The sequence below is a fragment of the Pacificispira sp. HM-600 genome, from assembly GCF_977993705.1.
This window is the reverse complement of the sequence record NZ_OZ388079.1, coordinates 3,364,706-3,386,691: the sequence shown is the minus strand read 5'-3', so window position 1 is coordinate 3,386,691 and position 21,986 is coordinate 3,364,706. Positions and strand designations below refer to the sequence as shown.

Below are 21,986 nucleotides of genomic sequence, written 5' to 3'. Positions count from 1 at the left end.
GTATCACGTTGTAGACTGGATTACCGCAGTTTCTCGTATCCTGTTGCAGAAAGGAGCGCATGATGTCGACACTGCTCGCGCCCCGGCGCAACCGTCAGGGTGCCACCGACGCCCGGCGTGCCGTCCTCGCTTCACGGGGACGATTCTGGGAGCCCGGCGATTTCGCGCTCACGCCGTCGACCGCGCACCATCTGCTCGGCGAGCTGGAGGCTCGCGGTGAGCTGCGGCGCGTGCGCCGCGGCCTGTACTGGCGCGGCACGAAGACGCCGCTGGGCATGTCCCCGCCGCCGACCGAGCGGCTGATCGAGGCGCTCGCCCCCGGCCCCGGCGTGGGGCCTGCGGGCCTGTCCGCGGCGAACCTGCTGCGCCTGTCGACGCAGATCCCCCGTCGCGCGCTGGTGTCCGTCCCCGAGCGGGCTCCCTCGGGTGCCGGGTCGGTCGCGTTCGTTTCCCGCGCAACGCGCACCGGCCGGGCCGAAGCCGGGCTGAACGCCACGGAGGTCGCCGCGCTCGAAGTCCTCGATGACTGGACCGCCGTGCTGGAGGTCACCCCGAACGAGGCCACGAGGCGGCTGACCGAGCTGCTGCGAGGCGGCGACCTCCGCGCCGAACGGCTCACCCAGGCCGCCGCCACTGAGCCGGGTCGCACCCGTGCGCGTCTCGCGGCGCTGCTGCGTGCGGCCGGGTGGGACGACCTCGCGGCGCGGATTCCGTCGCCTGACCCCCGCACGCGCCAGTCGGCGCTCGCTGCGCTGGACGCGGCATGACCGATTCCACGCTGTGGCGGGACGACGACCCCGAGGTGTTTCGCGGCACGATCCTCGCCGCCGCGGAACGCCTCGGCGTGCAGCCCCTCGCCGTCGAGAAGGACTACTGGGTCTGCGAGGCGCTGCGCGCGATCACGACCGTGCATCCCGGCGAGGCGGTTTTCAAGGGAGGCACGAGCCTGGAGAAACTGCGGATCATCCGACGCTTCTCTGAAGACCTCGACCTGCTCGTGGTCGGCCAGTACCCGTCGAAGAACGCTGAGCAGCGTGCGCTGCGGAATCTGCTCACCACTGCGGCAGATGCGACGGGCGCGGAACCGACCGGGGTGACCGCGGGAGGCAACTCGGGTTCGTTCCACCGCTCCGGCTATCTCACCCCACCACTGGAGCACCGCGGCGAGCCCGGCGCGATCGCTGACCCTGCCGCGATCCTCGTGGAACTCGGACAGTCCGGCGGGCCGAACCCGCATGCCCCGCACCCGGTCACCTCGCTCCTGGCACGCGAACTGGCAGACTCTGGATTCGATACGAGCGCATGGGATGATCTGGCATCCTTCGATGTGCCGATCCTGCATCCGGGCCGCACCCTGCTGGAGAAGCTGCTGCGCGTGAACAACTTCGCCGACTCCCCCGAGTCCGCCGCCTCGCCGCACGGCTGGCCGCGCATCGGCCGACAGCTCTACGACATCTACGCCCTGCTCCACGATCCCTCCGTGCGCGAACTGCTGGCCGACAAGCCGCTCGTCGCCGAAATCCTCACCAGCGCCCGTGAGGTCTCCGCCGCATTCGGCAAGCCCGACCTGCCAGTGCCCGAGGGCGGCTTCGCGGCGTCCGCTGCGTTTGACGCTGCATCCCCGTTCGCAGACCGCCTCAGAGTCGAGCACGACGCGGCCATGCGCGACCTCTACTACGGCACCGACGAGCCGCCCTCCTTCGAGGACGTACTGACGCAGGTCCGGGCAGACGCCGCGCTACTCGAAGGCTGAACCACCCTCTTCTTGGCAGTTCAGGCGTCGATGCCCGCGAACGCCTCGTCGAGCGCGTCAGCCGCGACCTCGACGATGAGGTCGGGACGCTTCGCGTAGTGCCCTTCCGTGATGTCGGTACTGCTGTGCCCGAGCAGGTCGCGTGCGACCTCGACGCCAGCCATGTCCGATACCGCCGCAGCGACCGCCTTGCGGAGGCTGCGGAAGGTGAGGTGGTCAGCGTCGACCCCGATAGCGAGCAGTTCCGGCTCGAACTCGCGGCGGAACATCCTGAGCAGTTCGCCGACTGCGCTGGGGTCGCGCGGACGGCCGCGCTCGGTCGTGAACAGTACGTCGTCTGGATTCCGCTCGGGGTCGGGAACATGGCTCGCCACGAGTTCGCTCAGAACCTTCGCCGCGAACTTCGGAACGCGAACCCATCGCTTCTGTCGCTCCGCCTTGGGCGAGTCCTGGCGGAACAGGCCGCGGGACTTGGTGCGAACCATCGTTCCGCCGACCCAGACGAGCGCCTCCATCGTGAGGCTTCCATCCGGTTGTTCCACCGCCTCGAATCGCACGTCCTGGAACCGGATCGCAATCGGTTCTGCCGTCCTCTCGGAGGTGCCGAGCGTGATGAGGATGTAGTCGGCGAGCAGCTTGTAGTTGGGCCGTCGGCCCACCGGATAGCGCGCACGGTGCCGCTCGGGCCACACGTCGCGGATGAGGTGGAGGATGTACTTGACCTGCACCGCGTCGAGTTCGAAGTACACCGTTTCCGGCTCGTCCGCTCGCCTGGTCGCACGGATCGGGTTCGCCACGACGACCGCTCCGTACCGGGTCTTCTGGATCGACCCGGCAGCCGAGAAATGCCCCTGCTGGATCGCCCAGTCGAACATGAGCGACATCACGTTCCGAACCTTGTTCGCGGTCGTCACCGACTTCTCCCGTGCGATGTCCATGAGCAGCCCATCAGCACGGTCGGCGGTGATGTCGGCAATGGGGACGGCACCGGCGCGCGGGATGACATGCGCGCGAACAACCGATGCGTAGCCATCGACGGTCTGCTCGCGGCGCTGGCGCAGCACCCGCGGATCGTCATCGTGATACGCCGTCTTCAGCCACGCCTCCGCCAGCTCAGCGACAGTCATGACCTGTGCTCGTCGCGCCAGCACTCGACCGACAGCGACATCAGCCGCTTCCTGCAACGCCGTCAGCGCCTCAGCCTCGGTCGCTCCGCTGCCGCTGGGACGACGCTCCTGCCCCTGGCCGTCATAGACCCGCGCTCGCGCGATGACCAGTCCGCTCGGCTCGACCGTGTAGGTCACCTTGCCGAGTTCGCCGAGCGCACGCTTCGGCCGCGCCATCAGTCGCCCGCCCTATCCGTCGGGGCCACGATCCGCCCAGCGATGAACGCCTCGACATCCTCATCGCGGTAGCGAACGTTGTGCGACGAGAGTGCGACGAACGGCAACCCGAGACCTCGGCTGCGCGCACGCTCTGTCCGCCAGTCAGCGAGCGTCCTGATCGGGATGCCCGTGTACTCTGCAAGCTCCTGCGGAGTCCAGAGGCGGGGGCGGGCGTCGCTCATACCAATGAGGTAGGCGGCACCACCCGCAAACCTCCAGCGAACCCCGTAGGACGGCCAAGAATCGAGTAAACGGACGGGTTCTCGGACAGTCGCAGCAGCGACCCCACCCATGCTCACCATTGCACTTCCCTGTGTTTGCAGGGAAGTGTGAGCCTGTGGAACCCCCTCCGGTTCTCAGATCCTCAAGCCGAGCTGTACTTCGGCGTCTGACGCAGATCGCATTACGAAGAGGGCCCCGGGATCATCCCGGGGCCCTCTTCCGTTGTGCCCCCGACCGTCCGCAGCGCTCCGCTACACGGCCGGTGCCGCCGGTCCGCTGTCCGTGCGCTCGACCCGCTCGCCTGGCACTTGTTGTGGGTCACGTGACGGGTATCCCGCAACAAGTGCCAGGGGAATAGGGCCAGCGCGTCAGCGGCGGGGTGCGTCAGCCGTAGAAGAGCTTCTCGAACACGCGACGGGCTCTGCGCGCCGTGCCGAAGTAATCCTCTTCGACCTGCGTCGCAGCGCGTGGGCCGTAATCCAGGATGCGCCCGATGCCGTCGAGCTGGCGCCGGTCTGTGGGCAGCACGTCACTCGTCTGACCCGACAGCAGGGTGTTCGCCGATCGAAGGCGCGTCGACAGGTGCCAGGACTCAGCCAGGCGTGCCGCAGATGTCTGCGGGATCAATCCCGCCGCCACCGCGGCGTCCAGGGCCCCGAGCGTCGACGTCGTGCGCAGTTCGGGATGTTGGTGGGCGTAGCAGAGCTGAGTGATCTGGACGAGCCACTCGACGTCGCTGAGCGTGCCGGGACCGAGCTTGAGGTGCCGCGTACGGTCGACGCCCTTCGGCAACCGCTCCGTCTCGACGCGCGCCTTGATGCGCTTGATCTCACGCACTCCCTGCGGGTCCGGATGCTCGGGGTAGCGCAGGCGGTCCGCCAGCTCCATGAACGCCCGGACGAGTTTGACCGACCCGGCGACGCCCCGCGCACGCAGAAGCGCCTGGGCCTCCCAGGACAGCGACCAGCGCGAGTAGTACTCGGCGTAGGAGGTCAGTGACCGCACGAGCGGTCCCGTACGTCCCTCGGGACGGAGATCCGCATCCAGATCCAACGGCGCCCGGAAATCCTCCGACACCCGCCTCAGTTCCGCGACGATCTTCAGCGATAGCTGATGCGCGCGTTCTGGATCGACCTTTTCGGGACGGTAGACGTAGAGCACGTCCGCATCCGATCCGAACCCGAGCTCCGCTCCCCCGAATCGGCCCATCGCGATGATGGCGAAGTCCAGCGAAGCATCCTCGGGCGGCACGACCTCACGACGCACGGCACGGAGGGTCGCTTGCAGGGTCACGTCGGTGATGGTCGTGAGGCTCGCCGCCAGTTGCTCGATCGTGAGCACGCCCAGCAGGGCCGCCATCGCGGTGCGCAGAAGCTCGCGCCGGCGGAGAGCGCGCACGGCCCGCATGGCGTCGTCTATGGTCTTGTGGCGCGTCTGGATCGCCCGCGCCTCCTCTTGGAGCGCCAGGCCCGAGCGCGGTCGCAGGGGCTCGTCGTCGTCCAGCCACGCGACGGACTCGGGGATCCACTCCATGAGCTCGCCGATGTAGCGCGATCCGGACAGCACACGCGTAAGCCGCTCGGCGGCCCCGGACGAATCGCGCAGCATGCGCAGGAACCACGGGGTGTCGCCGAGGCGCTCGCTGACGCGCCGGAAGGCGAGGAGCCCGTAGTCCGGATCGACGCCATCCGCGAACCACCTGATCATGACGGGCATCAGGTGCCGCTGGATGGTCGCCTTGCGGCTGATGCCGCTCGTCAGGCTGCCGATCGTCCGCAGGGCTCCGGCCGGGTCGCGGAATCCGATCGCCGCGAGCCTGTCGTGCGCCTGCGCCGTCGAGAGCAGGCGCCCTTCTTCGGGCAGAGCCGCGACCGCCGACAACAACGGCCGGTAGAAGAGCCGGACATGGATGTCGCGGACCTCGCGCTTGATCTGCTCCCAGACGGCCGCGACGCCCTCACCGGTATCGGCGAGCCCCGAGGCACGTGCGAGCGTGCGCAGCCCCTCGGGCGTCCGAGGCATCAGGTGTGTGCGCGCGAGACGCCACAGTTGCAGGCGGTGCTCGAGCAACCGCAGCACCCGATAGTCCTGGGCGAAAGCCGATGCCTCGGAACGACCGATATATCCGCCGGTAACCAGAGCATCGAGCGCCGCGAGCGTCCCGCGCTGCCGGATCGAGTCATCCGTCAGCCCGTGCACGAGCTGCAACAGCTGCACGGTGAACTCGACGTCGCGGATACCGCCGGGTCCAAGCTTCAGCTGATACGGGACGTCCTCGGCGGGGATGTGCTCGGTAACGCGCTCACGCATCCGCTGCACCGAGTCGACGAAGTTCTCGCGCGCCGCGCTCGTCCACACCTTCGGCTGCACGGCCGCCACATAGTCGCGTCCGAGCTCCGCATCGCCCGCCAGCGGCCGGGCCTTCAGAAGAGCCTGGAATTCCCAGCTCTTCGCCCACCGCTGGTAATAGGACACATGCGACTCGAGGCTCCGCACGAGCGCGCCCTGCTTGCCCTCGGGGCGAAGATTCGGGTCCACCTCCCACAGCGGCGGTTCGATCTCGGCCTCTTCGATGCCGCGCATGGTCTGAACGGCGAGGCGCGTGGCGATATCGAGCACACGACTCTCGCTCGTGCGTTCGACGAGCTCAGCGCTCCCGCCGCCGACGAAGATGACGTCGACGTCCGAGACGTAGTTGAGTTCACGGGCGCCCGCCTTGCCCATTCCGATGATGGCCAAACGAGTCTGCGCGACATCTTCGCGGGGAAACAGTCCGCCCGGTCCGGTTCCGGTTGCCGAGATGCGCGTGCGCGCGACGGCGAGGGATGCCTCGAGGGCCGCGGCAGCGACATCCGCCAACGCCGCGGACACCTCGCGAATCGCACCCGGCGGGTCGGGCGAGAGCAGATCGTAAACGGCGATCCGGGCGACGAGTCTGCGGTAGCAGACGCGCAGGGCGATCCAGCCATCCGCGTTCTTCTCGGCGAAACCGTCCACCGCACCGACAGACGCCAGCATCTCGTCGCGGAGCTCGGCGGCTGACGCGAGCAGGCCGCGAGGCTCGAGCAGATCCTGCAGCTCCACGGGGTGGCGCAGGTAGAACGAGGCGTACCCCTCACTCGCGCCGAGAAGAGCCCACACCGCCCGGTGCGCGGAAGCGCTCGCCATGACCTCGCGAACAGGGATGGCATCGCGTCGCGCGATTGCGACCAGACCTCGCACGGCGGCATTCGGATCACCGGCCGAGGACGCCTCTGTGATCCACGAATCGCGGGGCAGCCCGGTCAGCTCTTCGAGCTCGTCCAGGCCGCGCTCGGCTTCATCGAGTTCGGTGAAGCCGAGTCGCGCGAGCTGCGTGCGGGACTGAAAACGTTCCAGAGCCATGGGAGCGGGCGCCCCCGTCAGAGCATCTCGAGGTTGCTCTTCAACTCGAAGGGCGTGACCTGCGAACGGTACTCCTGCCATTCACGGCGCTTGTTCTTCAGCACATACGTGAAGACCTGCTCGCCGAGGGTTTCGGCAACCAATTCGCTCTCTTCCATCGCCTGGAGGGCGTGGTCGAGGCTCGCGGGCAGCGGCTTGTAGCCCAGCGCCCGGCGCTCGGCATCGCTCAGCGACCACACGTTGTCCTCGGCCTCGGGCGGGAGTTCATACTCCTCCTCGATACCCTTCAGCCCGGCCGCGAGCATGAGCGCGTAGGCCAGGTAGGGGTTGGCCGCAGAATCCAGAGCACGGTATTCGACGCGCGACGACTGGCTCTTGTTCGGCTTGTAGAGCGGAACCCGCACGAGCGCCGAGCGGTTGTTGTGACCCCACGTGATGAAGCTGGGAGCTTCGTCTCCGCCCCAGAGCCGCTTGTACGAGTTGACGAACTGGTTCGTCACGGCCGCGATCTCGCTCGAGTGACGCAGCAGGCCGGCGATGAACTGCCGTCCGACTTTGGAGAGCTGGTACTCGGCCCCCTCTTCGTAGAAGGCGTTCTGGTCTCCCTCGAAAAGGGACATGTGCGTGTGCATGCCGCTACCGGGCTTGCCGCTGAGGGGCTTCGGCATGAATGTCGCGTAGACACCCTGCTCGATCGCGACCTCTTTGATGACCGTGCGGAACGTCATGATGTTGTCCGCCGTCGCCAGGGCGTCGGCGTAACGCAGGTCGATCTCGTTCTGACCCGGGCCACCCTCGTGGTGGCTGAACTCGACCGAGATACCCAGGTCTTCGAGCATCCGGACCGAACGGCGACGGAAGTCGTGAGCCGTGCCGCCCGGGACGTTGTCGAAGTAACCGGCGGAGTCAACCGGCTCGGGGCCCTCGGCACCGTAGGACGAGGACTTGAGCAGGTAGAACTCGATCTCGGGGTGCGTGTAGAACGTGAACCCGCGGTCTGCGGCACGCGCCAGGGTGCGCTTGAGAACGTGACGCGGGTCGGCCACGGCGGGCTGACCATCCGGCGTCGTGATGTCGCAGAACATGCGCGCCGTCGGGTCGATCTCGCCCCGCCAGGGCAAGATCTGGAACGTCACCGGGTCCGGGTGCGCGAGAAGGTCTGACTCGAAGCTTCGAGTCAGGCCCTCGATCGCCGAACCGTCGAATCCGAGGCCCTCTGCGAATGCCCCTTCAACCTCGGCCGGGGCGATCGCGACGGACTTGAGCGTCCCGATCACATCGGTGAACCAGAGGCGGACGAATTTGACGCCCCGCTCTTCGATCGTCCGCAAGACGAAATCACGCTGCTTGTCCATGGTTCCCTCCGCGGCGGTATCGTTCGCAGGCCGGCTGCTTGCCCAGCCTACTGGGGGTCTTCGCCGGCGCCGGACGCGGGTGCGCCCCACGAGGCGTCACGGGCGTCGTCGTCGGCCCACGCGCGCGCGCGGTCCTTGATGACCTGCGGCGCATTGGCCGCTTCTTCCGCCGTGTCGAACGGGCCGGCGCGGTCGATCGCGGGAGACTCGAACCCCTTCTCGACCTCACCGGTCGTCAGGTTGTACCAGTACTTCTGTTCGCTCTCGGACACCGGTTCTCCCTCGATCTGCGTTCCGTGTCGATCCTAGTGACCGCGGGCGTTCCAGCGTGGCGCATCGACGGTGGCGGCCGGATCATCGGATGGCTCTCGCTAAGCTGATTCGCATGTCAAAGAGCGTGGATCGTGCTGTCGGTGTCGACATCGGGGGGACCGGCATCAAGGCCGGCATCGTAGATCTGAAGCGCGGAGAGTTGCTGAGCGACCGCATCCGCGTCAACACCCCGAAGGGGGCGGCGCCGGATGACGTCCTCGCCGCCGTGAACGAGGTGCTCGACAAGCTCGGTGGCGTGGACAAGAAGGTTCCCCTCGGCGTCGCCTTCCCGGCGATCGTCAAGAAGGGTCGCACGCTCTCCGCCGCCAATGTCTCCGAGAAATGGATCGACTTCGAGGCTGAGAAGTTCTTCGAAAAGGGCCTCGGTCGCGACATCCAGTTCGTCAATGACGCAGATGCGGCGGGTGTCGCCGAAGTTCGGTACGGCGCCGCGAAGGGCCACGACGGGCTCACGATCCTGACGACCCTCGGCACCGGTATCGGCTCAGCGTTCATCTACAACGGCACACTGATCCCCAACACCGAGCTCGGACACCTCTGGTACGAGGGCGAGTCGATCGAGAAGTACGCGGCATACTCGGCGATGGAGCGCGAAGACCTCACGTGGCAGGACTGGACGAAGCGCCTGCAGCTCTTCTACGACCACGTCGAGTTCTTGTTCTCGCCCGACCTGTTCGTCGTCGGCGGCGGCGTGTCGAAGCATCCGGAGCGTTTCTTGCCGATGCTGAAGCTGCGCACCCCGATCCTTCCCGCCGTGCACCGCAACAGCTCGGGCATCATCGGCGCGGCGGCCCTCGCGGGCGACTGACCCCCGGTCCGAAGGATGTCTGCGCCACTCGACCGTCCGCTCTATGGCGCCTCGTGGGGCTCAGCCAACGCTCGATTCTTCGGCAACTACTCGATCTTTCGCGGTCGCGCGAGTCCGAGCGAGTACTGGTGGTGGACGCTCACCAATGCCTTGGTGCTGAACGCCCTCAATCTTCTTGCTCTGCAGTGGGGAGCGGATGACTGGGCGTGGGGTCCGCTCGGACTACCCCTGATGGGCGGACCGACCGGAGAGATCGCGGGCGTTCCCGGGGTGCTTGCGCTGATCTTCTCGCTCGGAACGCTGCTCCCGAACCTCGCGATCACGTGGCGTCGCTTGCACGACACCGGCCGCAGTGGCGCGTGGTTCTTCCTGGCGTTCGTCCCGATCGTCGGGTGGATCGTCCTGCTGATCTTCCTGGTCGGCGGTCCGCGCGAAGATGGTCGTCGCTTCGACTGACGCACGGATGCCGAGAACGCCTGTTGTTACCGAGCACGCCCGTTGTGCGCCGTGCAGAAGCGGCGCACTCGGGCGCAAGCGGCGGTCTCGGTGCGGGCACACGCGCGCAGCATCAGGAACGGCGGCGGAAGAGAGAGGGCGAGTGGGCCGGCCTGTACGCCGGGTTCTGTCCGGGGGCGTGAGCCCCGTGGACGGTCATCTCTCTCGACGACACGTTGCCATGCCGTTCTAGCGGTCTACCCGAGGACTCGGCGGGCCGCGTCAACATCCTCTGTCTGACCTTGCTCCGGGCGAGGTTTACCGAGCAGACCGCGTCACCGCGGTCCCTGGTGGTCTCTTACACCACCGTTTCACCCTTACCGCGGTTGCCCGCGGCGGTCTGTTTTCTGTGGCACTGTCTCGCGGATCACTCCGGGTGGGTGTTACCCACCGCCCTGCCCTGTGGAGCCCGGACGTTCCTCGGCACGAGAGAAAACCCTCGTGACGCGACCGTCCAGCCGACCCACTCGCGCCGCAAGTCTAGCCGCGGATGCCTCACTGCCCCGCGCCGGCCGCCCCAGCGAGCTCAGCCCACGAGGTCGCGGCGAAAGCTCTCGCGCCGATCCATCGACGCGTTGGCCGCAGCATCCGCTCTCGCGTTCTGCGCGCGTGGGATCCATTCGAAGCTCACTTGCCGCCCGGCGATCAGCTCGCGCGCCTCGCGGGCCAGGGCCTGCATGTCGGGGTGCTTGATCTTCCAGCGTCCCGTCATCTGCTCGACCACGAGCTTGGAGTCGAGTCGCACGCGAACGGATACCGGGTCGCGCTCGAAAGCGGCACGTACACCCTCGATCATGCCCCGGTATTCGGCCACGTTGTTGCTCGCCATGCCCACGTAGAAACCCAGCTCGACCAGCACCTCTCCGGTCGTCGCGTCGAGGACGACGGCTCCGCCCGCGGCGATGCCCGGGTTGCCCCGCGACCCGCCATCCGCTTCGACGATCAGGTCGGGCGCGGCGCGCTGAGCGGTCTGGTCATCCCAGAGCCCGCCCGTCATCGGGACGAGCTCACAGGCCCGATTCGTTCGTACGAACGAGGATGCAACCGCACTCGGGGCAGTTCACGATCTCGTCGTCGGCAGCGCCGCGGATGACTTTCAGATCGGTGCCGGAGAGCACCATGTGGCATCCGCCGCAGGTACGCGCACGCAGCAGCGCCGCGCCGTCGTTGCGGGCGGTCAGTCGCTCGTACAGGGCCAAAAGTTCCGGCGGCACCGTCCCGACGACGGCCGCGCGGTCGCGGGTCAGGTGTTCGGTGCGGGCGATCGCATCGGCGACGACGGCCTTCGCCTCGTTCGAGAGACGCGTGCCCTCTTCGTTCGTCTCCGCGACGAGGCGCTCCTGCTCGGCGACGGATGCCTCGATCTGCTCGAGCTTCTCCATCAGCTCGAGCTCGGCATCCTCGAGGTCACCCTGGCGACGCGCAAGCGAGGCGAGCTCGTGTTCGAGGCCCGCGGCATCCTTCGGGTTCGAGACCCTCTGTAGCAGCTCTTCGTCGCGCTTGCGTCGCGCCTCGACGACCTTCACATCGGACTCGACGCGCGAGATCTCGAGCTGCAGGTCGTCGCGCGCACCCTGGCGGCGGGACAACTCGTGCGAGAGGGCTTGGCGCGCGGCGAGAAGTTCTTTCACACGCGGGGCTTGGGGAGGATTCTGGCGCAGGGCATTTGACGCGCGGAGCTGCGCGTCGAGCTCGGCGATCTCCAGCAATCGACGCTGGTCTGTCGGGCTCGCATTCACGCGTCCAGCCTATCCCGGCGGCCGCGGCGTCTTGGCGGCCGGTGCTTCAGACGATGCGCGCCCGGATCCGTGCCGACGCGAGGGCGAAGAACACCACGACCATCGCCCCGAGAATCGCGGCGACGTACACGGCCGTGACGGTCCAGTCCCCCACCGTCAGGTCGATGCCGTAGAAGAGCGCGATCGAATCGGATGCCTCGGGCACCCCGCCCGTCAGCGTGTCGAGCGGGCCCTGAGTGAACTCGCGACGCAGCACCATCGACGACTGCGCGAACGGCAGCGCGTTGATGACCTCGCGCACCGCCTCCGGCAGGGATCCGACCGGGATGTAGGCGCCCGCGACGAACCCGAGGATTGTGCCGACGATCGTGGACATCGCAGAGAATGCATTGTTCGACGACAGGAACGACACCACGAAGGCGGAGAGAGCTGTGAAGGCGGCGCCGGACAGGGCGATCCATCCGACGATCCGCAGCACCGACAGCGGCGGCGGAACCACCCCGTCGACGAGCCAGAGGTAGATCAGGCTGATGACGAGCACGACGAGCGTCATCAGCAGAGCGACGGCCAGGGCCGCGAACAGATACCCGGCGACGATCTGGCCGCGCCGGATCGGCGAGACCAGGAAGTCGCGGAATCGGCTGGATGCGGCATCCTCGACCAGAACTCCCAGCGCACCCAAACCCGTGGTGATCGACGTCATGCCGACGATGCCGGCGAACATCCACGAGTCGACGAAGGCCTTGATCTCGGCGGTCGTCGCATCGGGGAACGACTCCTGCAAGCCGGTCGTCTGCAGATTGCCGAGAAAGAGTGTGTAGAGCGCGAAGAGGATGATCGCGGACAGCAGCGAGAAGAAGACGTTGAGGCGGTCGCGGAAGAACAGGCGGAGGTTCCGGCCGATGATCGTGCGGATGACGCCCATCAGTTTTCGATCCCTTCGCGCCCGGTCAACGCGAGGAAGACGTCGTCCATGCTGCCGTGGCGGAACTCGAAGTCGGCCACATCATCACCGTGCGCGCCCAGGATGCGCCGCGCGACGCTCGCGTCCTCCACAGCGATGGCGATCTCGTCGGCATCACCCATCGGATCGAGGCCGTCCGCTTGCGCGAGCGCGAGAAGCGCGGCGCGATTGCGGGTGGTGACGGTGAGGATGCTTCGACTGTGGCGGGCCCGCAGTTCGACGGGCGACCCCTCGGCGATGATCCGGCCAGCATCGATGATGCAGACGCGATCGGCCTCTTCGGTCTCTTCCATATAGTGCGTGGTCAGGAAGACGGTCAGGCCGGTCCTCTCCCCCAGTTCGTGGATCGTCGACCAGACGACCGCGCGGCTGGCGGGGTCGAGGCCGGCGGTGGGTTCGTCGAGGAACAGGATCGCGGGTTGGTGCAGCAGCGCCCGGGCGATGTCGACGCGGCGGCGCTGCCCGCCCGAGAGCTTCCCGTAGCGGCGGTCGAGGAACTCGTCCAGCTCGATGAGTGCGGACAGCTCGGCGATACGGGCGTTGATCGCCGAGGCATCCGTCATCGAGAACCGCGCCCGGATGCGCAAGTTCTCGCGAGCGGTCAGGGCATCGTCGAGCACCGAATCCTGGAAGACGACGCCGATGCTCCGGCGGATCGCTTCGCCGTCGGTACGGATGTCTCGCCCGGCCACGATCAGTCGGCCGGCGTCGAAGGGCAGGACGGTGGTGAGGCATCCGATCGTCGTCGACTTGCCGGCGCCATTCGTGCCGAGGAACGCGAACACTCCTCCGGTCTGGACCAGGAAGGACACGTCATCGACCGCCGTGACCTTCTTGTACCGCTTGGTCAGGCCCTCGACCTCGATCGCGGGCGATGACATCGACACAGACGGCGTCGGGCGGATTCGTGGCGGCACACCCCCATCCTGCCCGGAGATTCGGCGGGGACGCGCCTCCAATATCCGCGGTCCATCCCACACATGGCGACAACCTCGCCACGGTACTGAGTGTGGGCCCTGCCGGGATCGAACCGACGACATCCACGGTGTAAACGTGGCGCTCTACCAGCTGAGCTAAAGGCCCTCGGGATCAGTCTAGAAGATCGGACCACGTCGACAGATATGGTCCGCGCACCCTCTCCCTCCAGACGGGCGCGGGATGCCCGGAACTGACTAGGCTGAGAGAGGTGTGCGTTCCCGCCCGGCCCACAAGCCGAGACGCCGCCGCCAAGACTCCCCCGGCACGATCTGCCGGCACGAAGAGAGGTCACGTGTGACTGTTCACGACCAGGATCCCTACTCGCAGAACCACGAAGACAGCGACCCGGAAGAGACTTCCGAGTGGCAGGAATCCCTGCAGCAGCTCGTCGACGCGAAGGGCCACGGCCGCGGACGAGAGGTGATGCTCAGCCTTCTGAAGAAGTCGCATGATCTGCACCTCGGCGTCCCGATGGTCCCGACGACGGACTACATCAACACCATCGCGCCCGAGAACGAGCCCGAGTTTCCGGGCGACGAAGAGATCGAGCGCCGTTACCGCGCCTGGATCCGCTGGAACGCCGCCGTCACGGTGCACCGCGCACAGCGCCCGGGCATCGGCGTCGGCGGACACATCTCGACATACGCCTCGTCGGCCGCGCTCTACGAGGTCGGGTTCAACCACTTCTTCCGCGGCGCCGACCACCCCTCGGGCGGCGACCAGATCTTCATCCAGGGTCACGCCTCCCCCGGTACCTACGCCCGCGCTTTCCTCGAAGGCCGGTTGACCGAGGCGCAGCTCGACGGCTTCCGCCAGGAGAAGTCCGCGGCGCCCAACGGCATCCCTTCCTACCCGCACCCGCGTCTGATGCCGGAGTTCTGGCAGTTCCCGACCGTGTCGATGGGTCTTGGCCCGATCAACGCGATCTACCAGGCGATGACGAACAAGTACCTGACCAACCGAGGAATCAAGGATGTCTCGGACGGTCATGTGTGGGCATTCCTGGGTGACGGCGAAATGGACGAGGTCGAAAGCCGCGGCCAGCTCCAGGTCGCGGCGAACGAGGGTCTCGACAACCTGACCTTCGTGGTCAACGCCAACCTTCAGCGCCTCGATGGCCCGGTGCGCGGCAACGGCAAGATCATCCAGGAACTCGAGAGCTTCTTCCGCGGCGCCGGATGGAACGTCATCAAGGTCGTCTGGGGTCGCGAATGGGACGATTTGCTCGCCCGCGACACGGACGGCGCCCTACGAAACCTCATGAACGTTACCCCCGACGGCGACTTCCAGACGTACAAGACCGAGAACGGCGCCTACGTGCGTGAGAACTTCTTCGGTCGCGACGAGCGCGCGCTCGCCCTTGTCAAGGACTACACCGACGACCAGGTCTGGAACCTCAAGCGCGGCGGCCACGACTACCGCAAGGTCTACGCGGCGTTCAAGGCGGCCGTCGAACACAAGGGCCAGCCGACCGTCATCATCGCCAAGACCATCAAGGGCTACGGCCTCGGTCCCCACTTCGAGGGCCGCAACGCGACCCACCAGATGAAGAAGATGACGCTCGAGGACCTCAAGCACTTCCGCGATGCGATGCACATCCCCATCACGGACGCGCAGCTCGAAGAGAACCCCTACACGCCCCCGTACTACAACCCGGGCGAGAAGGACGAGACGATCCAGTACCTGCTGGAGCGTCGCCGCAATCTCGGCGGGTTCCTTCCCGAGCGTCGCTCGACCCACGTCGGCCTCACGTTGCCGGATGACTCGGCCTACGCGATGCCGAAGAAGGGCTCGGGAACGCAAGAGATCGCGACGACCATGGCGTTCGTGCGTCTCCTGAAGGACCTGCTTCGGGCGAAGGACTTCGGCCACCGCATCGTTCCGATCATCCCCGACGAGGCACGCACGTTCGGTATGGACGCGTTCTTCCCCACGGCGAAGATCTACAACCCGAACGGTCAGCACTACACCTCGGTCGACCGCGAGCTGCTGCTGGCGTACAAGGAGAGCCCGCAGGGGCAGATCCTGCACGTGGGTATCAACGAGGCGGGCGCGGTTGCGGCGTTCACCGGTGTCGGAACGTCGTACTCGACCCACGGCGAGCCGCTCATCCCGGTCTACGTCTTCTACTCGATGTTCGGCTTCCAGCGCACGGGCGACGCTCAGTGGGCCGCGGGCGACCAGATGGCGCGCGGATTCATCATCGGCGCCACTGCTGGGCGCACCACGCTCACCGGCGAAGGCCTGCAGCACGCCGACGGCCACTCGCACCTGCTCGCTTCGACGAACCCCGCAACGGTGTCGTATGACCCGGCCTACGGCTACGAGATCGCACACATCGTGCGCTCGGGCATCGAGCGGATGTACGGCGGCGAGCACCCGGACCCGAACGTCATGTACTACCTGACTGTCTACAACGAGCCGATCGTGCAGCCCGCCGAGCCCGAGGGCGTCGACGTGGATGGCATTGTGCGAGGCATCCACCGCATCTCGACCGGCGAGGGCGACGGCGCACGCGCCCAGCTGCTCGCGTCGGGCGTCGGTGTGCCGTGGGCCAAGGAAGCCCAGCAACTGCTGCGCGACGACTGGGGTGTGGCAGCGGATGTCTGGTCCGTCACGTCCTGGACAGAGCTCCGCCGCGACGGTCTGGCCACTGACGAGCACAACTTCCTGCACCCGGAAGAAGAGCCGAAGACGGCCTACATCACCGAGAAGCTGGCCGGCGCACCCGGCCCGGTCATCGCCGTGAGCGACTTCATGCACGCCGTCCAGGACCAGATCCGGCCCTGGGTGCAGCATGACTTCTACACTCTCGGCGCCGACGGCTTCGGCTTCTCGGACACCCGTGCCGCCGCTCGACGCTTCTTCAAGATCGACGGTCCCTCGATCGTCGTGCGGGCGCTGCAAGCACTCGCGCAGCAGGGCGCGGTCGACCGTTCGCTCGTCGCCCAGGCCATCGAGAAGTACCGGCTGTTCGACGTGACCGCGGGAACGAGCGGGAACGCGGGCGGCGAGAGCTGACCGGCGTGCCGGAGAACACAGACGCCGACGACGAAGCGGCGATCGCCAAGACGGTGGCCGATGAGAAAGCGGCGACGCTCACCTGGCTGCGTCGCATCTCCGGCGACCTCGCCACGGCGACGCTCAACCGCCTCGAGGACACGCTGCCCTGGTATCGCGAGATGCCGCCCGGGCGACGGTCCGCCGTCGGCCTCGTGGCGCAGGCCGGCATCAGCTCGTTCATCCAGTGGTACGAAGATCCCGAGTCGACCCCCTGGATCGCGGCGGACATCTTCGCCGCCGCCCCGCGCGAGTTGCTGCGGAGCGTCAGCCTGCAGCAGACGCTCCAGCTCATCCGGGTGACGGTCGAGGTCACGGAAGAGCGTGTGACCGGCCGGGGCGGAAGCATCCGCGAGGCGATCCTGAAGTACTCGCGTGATGTCGCCTTCGCGGCAGCGGATGTCTACGCCCGGGCGGCCGAAGCGCGCGGGTTGTGGGACGCACGGCTCGAGGCGCTGGTCGTCGACTCGATCCTGACGGGCGAAGCCGATGCCGAGCTGCCGAGCCGCATCGCGGCGCTCGGGTGGCACGGACATGGCGAGGTCTGCGTTCTGGTCGGCACGACGCCTTCACAGTTCGACGTCGACCACCTGCGTCGCATCGCACGCAAGCTCGGTGTGGACGTGCTGATCGGCGTACAGGGTTCGCGGCTCGTGCTGGTCATGGGCCGCTCGGACTCGGTCGCCCGCGGTGAAGAACCGATACCCGACCTGCCCTTCCCCGAGATCGCGACGCGACTCGAGCCCGGATTCGGACCCGGCCACCTCGTGCTCGGCCCGGCTGTGCCGGCCCTCGTCGATGCCAGTGCGAGCGCGCGCGCGGCCCTCGCGGGTTTCGCCGTGGCGCGTGCTTGGCGGAACGCTCCTCGACCCGTCGAGGCCGACGACCTGCTGCCCGAGCGCGCCCTGGCCGGCGATGCGCTGGCTAGGCAGACGCTCGTCGAGCGGATCTATCGGCCCCTGCAGGCGCACTCCCCCGATCTCGTCACGACCCTGTGGAGCTACCTCGACAACGGTCGCTCGCTCGAGGCGACCGCGCGCGAGCTTTTCGTACACCCGAACACCGTCCGCTACCGCCTGAAGCGCGTCAGCGAGGTGATCGGCTGGGACGCCACGGGTGCCCGAGAGGCGCTCATCCTGCAGTCGGCCCTGATCCTGGGTCAAATCGCGGCGACCGACACGCGCAGGCGCTCTTCAGTGTCAGCCACGCACAAACGTTCCGGACTTTCTTCGTAGGACTGCGCCAAGACCGACCCCGGTCGAGTTGACAGACTGGGCTAGTGATCGTTGTAGCTTGCCCGGGTCAGGGCTCTCAAACTCCTGGATTCCTCTCCCCGTGGCTGGAACTCGATGGCGCGCGAGAGCTGCTCACCGTGTTCTCTGACGCCGCAGAGGTCGATCTGATCCTGCACGGCACCGTGTCCGACGCCGACACCATCCGCGACACGCGCATCGCGCAGCCGTTGATCGTCGCCGCGAGCCTGCTCGCGTGGATGAAGCTCGATGAGCGCGGGGCGCCCACCCCGGGCGGCGCAGCGGGCCACTCGGTCGGTGAGATCGCGGCGCTCGTCGTCGCCGGGGTCATCTCGGCATACGAGGGAATGAAGCTGGTCGGCATCCGCGGGCGTGCGATGGCGGACGCAGCGGCCCTCGAGCCGACCGGCATGAGCGCCATCGTCGGCGGTGACGAGGCAGCTGTCCTCACCCGACTGGAAGAGCTCGCGCTGACTCCCGCCAACTTCAACGGTGGTGGACAGATCGTTGCCGCGGGTGCGCCCGCCGCGCTGGAGGCACTGGCCGTGGATCCTCCCCGCGGAGCCCGCGTCATCCCCCTGCAGGTCGCCGGCGCATTCCACACGTCGTACATGGCACCCGCGGTCGAGCGGCTCCGCACCGCCGCTGGCATCGTCACGGTGAGCGACCCGACCCTCACCCTGTGGTCCAACAGTGACGGCTCGATCGTCACCTCCGGCAGCACGGCCCTCGACCTGTTGGTCGGTCAGGTGGCCTCGCCCGTCCGCTGGGACCTGTGCATGACCGGATTCTCGGATGCCGGTATCACGGGCCTCGTCGAACTGACGCCCGCCGGTACACTGACCGGGCTCGCCAAACGCGGGCTCCGGGGCATCCCGTCGGTAGCGGTCAAGACCCCCGACGACCTCGATGCGGCCGTGGAACTGCTCTCGAAGGACAACGCATGATCTCGCCCGCACCGCTGACCCAGACCACGGGTGTCGCCCACACGCGCATCTACGCGTACGGTGCAGCCCGTGGCGAGCTCGTCGTCGACAACGATGCCCTCGTCGGACCGATCGACTCGAGCGACGAGTGGATCCGTCAACGCACCGGCATCATCACGCGTACGCGCGCCGAAGCCGGCACGAGTGCCCTCGACCTCGCGACGGACGCCGCCGCCGAGGCGATCGCCTCCTCTGGCGTCGCGCCGGAAGACATCGACCTCGTGATCGTCGCGACGATCAGCAACCCCCGGCAGACACCGTCGATCTCGGCCGTCGTCGCCGACCGCGTCGGCGCTAACCCCGCAGCCGCCTACGACCTCAACGCCGCTTGTGCCGGATTCTCGTACGGCGTCGCGCAGGCCGACGCCCTGATCCGCGGAGGCATCGCGCGGTACGCCGTCGTCATCGGCGCGGAGAAGCTCAGCGACGTCGTCGACCCCACCGACCGCAGCATCTCATTCCTGCTGGGCGATGGAGCCGGCGCGGCGGTCGTCGGACCGAGCGACACCCCCGGAATCGGCCCGACGGTGTGGGGATCGGATGGCTCCAAAGCAGACGCCGTCGGCATGGACCACACGCTCATCGAGTACCGCGACGGTACCGCCGCCTGGCCCACCCTCCGACAGGAAGGCCCGACGGTCTTCCGGTGGGCGGTGTGGGAAATGGTGAAGGTCGCCCGCCAGGCGCTCGAAGCGGCCGGTGTCGAGGCATCCGATCTATCCGCCTTCGTGCCCCACCAGGCGAACATGCGCATCATCGACGAATTCGCCAAGCAGCTGAAACTGCCCGAGACCGTCGTGATCGGGCGCGACATCGAGACGACCGGCAACACCTCGGCGGCGTCCATCCCGCTCGCAACGCACCGCCTGCTGCAGGAACACCCCGAGATCAGTGGCGGACTCGCCCTGCAGATCGGTTTCGGCGCAGGTCTGGTGTTCGGCGCGCAGGTCGTGGTGCTGCCATGACCGGGCGGATCGCCGCCCTAGACTGACTTGCGGTCGCCGACACGACTCCAGAACCCCCATCTAGATCCAGAACCAAGGAGACACCATGGCCTTTTCCACCGATGAGGTGCTTGCCGGGCTCGCTGAGCTCATCACCGACGAAACCGGCATCTCGGCCGACGACGTCGCCCTCGAGAAGTCCTTCACCGACGACCTCGACATCGACTCCATCTCGATGATGACGATCGTCGTCAACGCAGAAGAGAAGTTCGGCGTCACCATCCCCGACGACGAGGTCAAGAACCTCAAGACCGTCGGCGACGCCGTGACGTTCATCACGTCGAACCAGTCCTGATCCACCCTCTCGGGGGCCAGCCGGCCCCCGAGAGCGACAGCAACGCCTGAGGATTCGTGTCATGACCACCAAGCGCATCGTCGTCACCGGGATCGGTGCCTCTTCACCGCTCGGCGGCACCGCCCCCGACAGCTGGACCGCACTGCTCGCCGGAGTGTCCGGCGCACGCACGCTCGAGCACGAGTGGGTAGCGAAGTACGAGCTACCTGTCACGTTCGCCGCCGAGGCGATCGTGCGCCCCGAAGAGGTCCTGCCCCGACCGACCGCCAAGCGGCTCGACCCGGCGTCCCAGTTCGCCCTCGTCGCAGCGATGGAGGCGTGGGAGGATGCCGGAGCACCCGAGGTGGACCCTGAACGCCTCGGAGTCGACTTCGCGACCGGCATCGGCGGCGTGTGGACACTCCTCGACGCGTGGGACACCCTCCGCGAGAAGGGGCCCCGCCGCGTCATGCCGATGACGGTGCCGATGCTCATGCCCAATGCGGCGGCCGGAAACCTGTCGCTCCACTTCGGTGCGCGTGCCTTTGCCCGCACCGTCGCGAGCGCCTGCGCGTCGAGCACAGAGTCGATCGTCAACGCCGTGGAGCACCTGCAGGACGGGCTCGCAGACGTCGTCATCGCGGGCGGCACCGAGTCGGCCATCCACCCCATCACCGTCGCGTCGTTCGCGTCGATGCAGGCGCTCTCGCGCCGCAATGACGACCCCGCGACCGCATCGCGACCCGGCAGCATCGACCGCGACGGCTTCGTCATGGGCGAGGGTGCCGGCGCACTCATCCTCGAGACGGAAGACCACGCCAAGGCGCGCGGCGCAAAGATCTACGCGTACGTTGTCGGCGGCGGCGTCACGGCCGATTCGTACCACATCACGGCCAACGACCCCGAGGGCCACGGCGCGGCTCGCGCCGTGACGATGGCGCTGGAGATGGCCGGAGCATCCCCGGACGACGTCACGCACATCAACGCGCACGCCACCTCCACCCCCGTCGGTGACCCGAACGAGTACCAGGCCCTCAAGGCCATCTTCGGCCCGCGGGTGGAAGAGATCCCCGTCTCAGCGACCAAGGCATCCACGGGGCACCTGTTGGGTGGCACCGGAGCACTCGAGGCCATCTTCACTGTGCTCGCGATCGGTCAGCGCCAAGCGCCTCCGACGATCAACCTGACGACGCAGGACCCCGAAGTGCCGTTCCGGATCTCGGGCGCACCTCAGGACCTGGGCTCGGGCGACCAGCTCGCGATCAGCAACTCGTTCGGCTTCGGTGGCCACAACGCGGTCGTGGCCTTCTCGACATCCTGAACAGCTCTCACGCTCGCAGATCGAGCCCCAGGGGGTTCCACATCCTGACCCAGCCAACAGGCCGCGCAAGCGCGGACGATGGGTTCGGTCCGAGTGTGGGGATGTCTGGGTTGTCGGGCTCGCGTCACTAACCGACTCGCGCCATCAACCGACTTTGTGGAGCCACACCACGGGAGCCTGGTCGCTCGCGTGGCGGAAGATCTCGAGCTCATCGTCCCAGGCCTGGCCGAGCGCGACGCCCAGTTCGCGCTGAAGTTCACGAGCGTCACCCGCGGCGATCTCCATCGCGTACCGAATGCGATCTTCACCGATGACGACGTTGCCGGCCGCGTCGGTCTGCGCGTAGTGGATGCCGAGGTCCGGCGTGTGCAACCAACGCCCACCGTCCGAGCGCGGGGTGGGGTCTTCGGTCACCTCGAAGCGGAGGTGCTCCCAACCGTGCATCGCCGACGACAGGGCGGCGCCGGTTCCGACGGGGCCCTCCCAGTAGAACTCGGCACGACGGGCACCCGGAAGCACCGGCTGCTCGTCCCACTCGAAATTCACGGCGCGACCGAGCGCACGCCCGACAGCCCACTCCAGGTGCGGGCACAGCGCCCGCGGCGCGGAGTGGACATAGATCACTCCGCGCGCTGATGATGTCGCCATTTCCACTTCCGTTTCTTCAGGTAC

At 67.5% G+C, this 21,986-nt stretch carries 20 protein-coding genes, 1 tRNA gene and 1 other RNA gene; 10 read left to right on the top strand and 12 right to left on the bottom strand.

The window, feature by feature from the left end; genetic code table 11:
- The first annotated feature begins 62 nt into the window (after window positions 1–62).
- Both ACXZ1E_RS16185 and ACXZ1E_RS16180 read left to right on the top strand, forming a co-directional pair.
- The gene (locus ACXZ1E_RS16185; protein ID WP_458041451.1) at window positions 63–767 is read left to right on the top strand and encodes a hypothetical protein; all 705 of its coding nucleotides are present in this window, start codon (window positions 63–65) and stop codon (window positions 765–767) included.
- Entirely contained in the window at window positions 764–1,753 is a 990-nt protein-coding gene (locus ACXZ1E_RS16180) for a nucleotidyl transferase AbiEii/AbiGii toxin family protein (protein WP_458041450.1), read from the top strand. The genes ACXZ1E_RS16185 and ACXZ1E_RS16180 overlap by 4 nt, the downstream gene beginning before the upstream one ends.
- Before the next feature lie 20 nt (window positions 1,754–1,773).
- Here ACXZ1E_RS16180 and ACXZ1E_RS16175 read toward each other — a convergent pair whose 3' ends face one another.
- From ACXZ1E_RS16175 to ACXZ1E_RS16155, 5 genes are all read right to left on the bottom strand, one after another.
- Window positions 1,774–3,096: a tyrosine-type recombinase/integrase gene (locus ACXZ1E_RS16175; RefSeq protein ID WP_458041449.1), complete on the bottom strand. Its 1,323-nt coding sequence runs from the start codon at window positions 3,094–3,096 to the stop codon at window positions 1,774–1,776.
- Complete coding sequence (locus ACXZ1E_RS16170; RefSeq protein ID WP_036285107.1) at window positions 3,096–3,320, bottom strand: helix-turn-helix transcriptional regulator; 225 nt, start codon at window positions 3,318–3,320, stop codon at window positions 3,096–3,098. The genes ACXZ1E_RS16175 and ACXZ1E_RS16170 overlap by 1 nt, the downstream gene beginning before the upstream one ends.
- 424 nt (window positions 3,321–3,744) lie before the next feature.
- Window positions 3,745–6,744 (bottom strand): bifunctional [glutamine synthetase] adenylyltransferase/[glutamine synthetase]-adenylyl-L-tyrosine phosphorylase, encoded by a 3,000-nt coding sequence (locus ACXZ1E_RS16165; RefSeq protein WP_458041448.1) that lies wholly within the window; start codon window positions 6,742–6,744, stop codon window positions 3,745–3,747.
- Window positions 6,745–6,761: 17 nt separating this feature from the next.
- Window positions 6,762–8,099, bottom strand: coding sequence for a type I glutamate--ammonia ligase (gene glnA / locus ACXZ1E_RS16160; RefSeq protein ID WP_458041447.1), 1,338 nt, complete (start codon window positions 8,097–8,099; stop codon window positions 6,762–6,764).
- A 47-nt stretch (window positions 8,100–8,146) separates the two neighbouring features.
- Complete coding sequence (locus ACXZ1E_RS16155; protein WP_396643066.1) at window positions 8,147–8,371, bottom strand: SPOR domain-containing protein; 225 nt, start codon at window positions 8,369–8,371, stop codon at window positions 8,147–8,149.
- A 113-nt stretch (window positions 8,372–8,484) separates the two neighbouring features.
- Here ACXZ1E_RS16155 and ppgK point away from each other — a divergent pair, with 113 nt between their 5' ends.
- Window positions 8,485–9,240, top strand: a complete 756-nt coding sequence (ppgK, locus tag ACXZ1E_RS16150; protein ID WP_458041446.1) for a polyphosphate--glucose phosphotransferase — start codon at window positions 8,485–8,487, stop codon at window positions 9,238–9,240.
- 15 nt (window positions 9,241–9,255) lie between these two features.
- Window positions 9,256–9,696, top strand: a complete 441-nt coding sequence (locus ACXZ1E_RS16145; RefSeq protein WP_458041445.1) for a DUF805 domain-containing protein — start codon at window positions 9,256–9,258, stop codon at window positions 9,694–9,696.
- A gap of 139 nt (window positions 9,697–9,835) precedes the next feature.
- On the opposite strand, the gene rnpB is transcribed toward ACXZ1E_RS16145, so the two are convergent.
- From rnpB to ACXZ1E_RS16115, 6 genes are all read right to left on the bottom strand, one after another.
- An RNA gene (rnpB, locus tag ACXZ1E_RS16140) (RNase P RNA component class A) lies at window positions 9,836–10,201 on the bottom strand.
- 60 nt (window positions 10,202–10,261) lie between these two features.
- Complete coding sequence (locus tag ACXZ1E_RS16135; RefSeq protein ID WP_458041444.1) at window positions 10,262–10,732, bottom strand: reverse transcriptase-like protein; 471 nt, start codon at window positions 10,730–10,732, stop codon at window positions 10,262–10,264.
- Window positions 10,733–10,742: 10 nt separating this feature from the next.
- Complete coding sequence (locus ACXZ1E_RS16130) at window positions 10,743–11,474, bottom strand: zinc ribbon domain-containing protein (protein ID WP_458041443.1); 732 nt, start codon at window positions 11,472–11,474, stop codon at window positions 10,743–10,745.
- A gap of 46 nt (window positions 11,475–11,520) precedes the next feature.
- Complete coding sequence (locus ACXZ1E_RS16125) at window positions 11,521–12,399, bottom strand: ABC transporter permease (protein ID WP_458041442.1); 879 nt, start codon at window positions 12,397–12,399, stop codon at window positions 11,521–11,523.
- Complete coding sequence (locus tag ACXZ1E_RS16120) at window positions 12,399–13,319, bottom strand: ABC transporter ATP-binding protein (protein WP_458041441.1); 921 nt, start codon at window positions 13,317–13,319, stop codon at window positions 12,399–12,401. Before ACXZ1E_RS16120 ends, ACXZ1E_RS16125 begins: the two co-directional genes overlap by 1 nt.
- A 129-nt stretch (window positions 13,320–13,448) precedes the next feature.
- Window positions 13,449–13,521, bottom strand: a tRNA-Val gene (locus ACXZ1E_RS16115).
- A 189-nt stretch (window positions 13,522–13,710) separates the two neighbouring features.
- Here ACXZ1E_RS16115 and aceE point away from each other — a divergent pair.
- The 6 genes from aceE to ACXZ1E_RS16085 all read left to right on the top strand — a co-directional run bounded on the left by aceE (window position 13,711) and on the right by ACXZ1E_RS16085 (window position 21,314).
- On the top strand, window positions 13,711–16,437 hold the full coding sequence (aceE, locus tag ACXZ1E_RS16110) for a pyruvate dehydrogenase (acetyl-transferring), homodimeric type (protein WP_458041440.1): 2,727 nt from the start codon (window positions 13,711–13,713) through the stop codon (window positions 16,435–16,437).
- Window positions 16,438–16,442: 5 nt separating this feature from the next.
- Entirely contained in the window at window positions 16,443–17,711 is a 1,269-nt protein-coding gene (locus ACXZ1E_RS16105; protein WP_458041439.1) for a PucR family transcriptional regulator, read from the top strand.
- Between the two features lie 44 nt (window positions 17,712–17,755).
- Window positions 17,756–18,676 (top strand): ACP S-malonyltransferase, encoded by a 921-nt coding sequence (locus ACXZ1E_RS16100; RefSeq protein ID WP_458041438.1) that lies wholly within the window; start codon window positions 17,756–17,758, stop codon window positions 18,674–18,676.
- Window positions 18,673–19,680: a beta-ketoacyl-ACP synthase III gene (locus tag ACXZ1E_RS16095; RefSeq protein WP_458041437.1), complete on the top strand. Its 1,008-nt coding sequence runs from the start codon at window positions 18,673–18,675 to the stop codon at window positions 19,678–19,680. The genes ACXZ1E_RS16100 and ACXZ1E_RS16095 overlap by 4 nt, the downstream gene beginning before the upstream one ends.
- A gap of 85 nt (window positions 19,681–19,765) precedes the next feature.
- Window positions 19,766–20,014, top strand: coding sequence for an acyl carrier protein (locus tag ACXZ1E_RS16090; protein WP_036297167.1), 249 nt, complete (start codon window positions 19,766–19,768; stop codon window positions 20,012–20,014).
- 61 nt (window positions 20,015–20,075) lie between these two features.
- On the top strand, window positions 20,076–21,314 hold the full coding sequence (locus tag ACXZ1E_RS16085; protein WP_458041436.1) for a beta-ketoacyl-[acyl-carrier-protein] synthase family protein: 1,239 nt from the start codon (window positions 20,076–20,078) through the stop codon (window positions 21,312–21,314).
- A 144-nt stretch (window positions 21,315–21,458) separates the two neighbouring features.
- On the opposite strand, the gene ACXZ1E_RS16080 is transcribed toward ACXZ1E_RS16085, so the two are convergent.
- Window positions 21,459–21,962, bottom strand: coding sequence for a DUF3145 domain-containing protein (locus tag ACXZ1E_RS16080; RefSeq protein WP_100813162.1), 504 nt, complete (start codon window positions 21,960–21,962; stop codon window positions 21,459–21,461).
- Window positions 21,963–21,986: the final 24 nt, after the last annotated feature.

Excerpts from the sequence above, each read along its gene's own strand:
- ACXZ1E_RS16175 (WP_458041449.1), bottom strand. The coding sequence starts at position 3,096 with ATGGCGCGGCCGAAGCGTGCGCTCGGCGAACTCGGCAAGGTGACCTAC.
- ACXZ1E_RS16090 (WP_036297167.1), top strand. The coding sequence starts at position 19,766 with ATGGCCTTTTCCACCGATGAGGTGCTTGCCGGGCTCGCTGAGCTCATC.
- glnA (WP_458041447.1), bottom strand. The coding sequence starts at position 8,099 with ATGGACAAGCAGCGTGATTTCGTCTTGCGGACGATCGAAGAGCGGGGC.
- ACXZ1E_RS16145 (WP_458041445.1), top strand. The coding sequence starts at position 9,256 with ATGTCTGCGCCACTCGACCGTCCGCTCTATGGCGCCTCGTGGGGCTCA.
- ACXZ1E_RS16095 (WP_458041437.1), top strand. The coding sequence starts at position 18,673 with ATGATCTCGCCCGCACCGCTGACCCAGACCACGGGTGTCGCCCACACG.
- ACXZ1E_RS16170 (WP_036285107.1), bottom strand. The coding sequence starts at position 3,320 with ATGAGCGACGCCCGCCCCCGCCTCTGGACTCCGCAGGAGCTTGCAGAG.
- ACXZ1E_RS16085 (WP_458041436.1), top strand. The coding sequence starts at position 20,076 with ATGACCACCAAGCGCATCGTCGTCACCGGGATCGGTGCCTCTTCACCG.
- ACXZ1E_RS16120 (WP_458041441.1), bottom strand. The coding sequence starts at position 13,319 with ATGTCATCGCCCGCGATCGAGGTCGAGGGCCTGACCAAGCGGTACAAG.
- ACXZ1E_RS16165 (WP_458041448.1), bottom strand. The coding sequence starts at position 6,744 with ATGGCTCTGGAACGTTTTCAGTCCCGCACGCAGCTCGCGCGACTCGGC.
- ACXZ1E_RS16135 (WP_458041444.1), bottom strand. The coding sequence starts at position 10,732 with ATGACGGGCGGGCTCTGGGATGACCAGACCGCTCAGCGCGCCGCGCCC.
- ACXZ1E_RS16180 (WP_458041450.1), top strand. The coding sequence starts at position 764 with ATGACCGATTCCACGCTGTGGCGGGACGACGACCCCGAGGTGTTTCGC.
- ACXZ1E_RS16185 (WP_458041451.1), top strand. The coding sequence starts at position 63 with ATGTCGACACTGCTCGCGCCCCGGCGCAACCGTCAGGGTGCCACCGAC.
- ACXZ1E_RS16125 (WP_458041442.1), bottom strand. The coding sequence starts at position 12,399 with ATGGGCGTCATCCGCACGATCATCGGCCGGAACCTCCGCCTGTTCTTC.
- ppgK (WP_458041446.1), top strand. The coding sequence starts at position 8,485 with ATGTCAAAGAGCGTGGATCGTGCTGTCGGTGTCGACATCGGGGGGACC.
- ACXZ1E_RS16080 (WP_100813162.1), bottom strand. The coding sequence starts at position 21,962 with ATGGCGACATCATCAGCGCGCGGAGTGATCTATGTCCACTCCGCGCCG.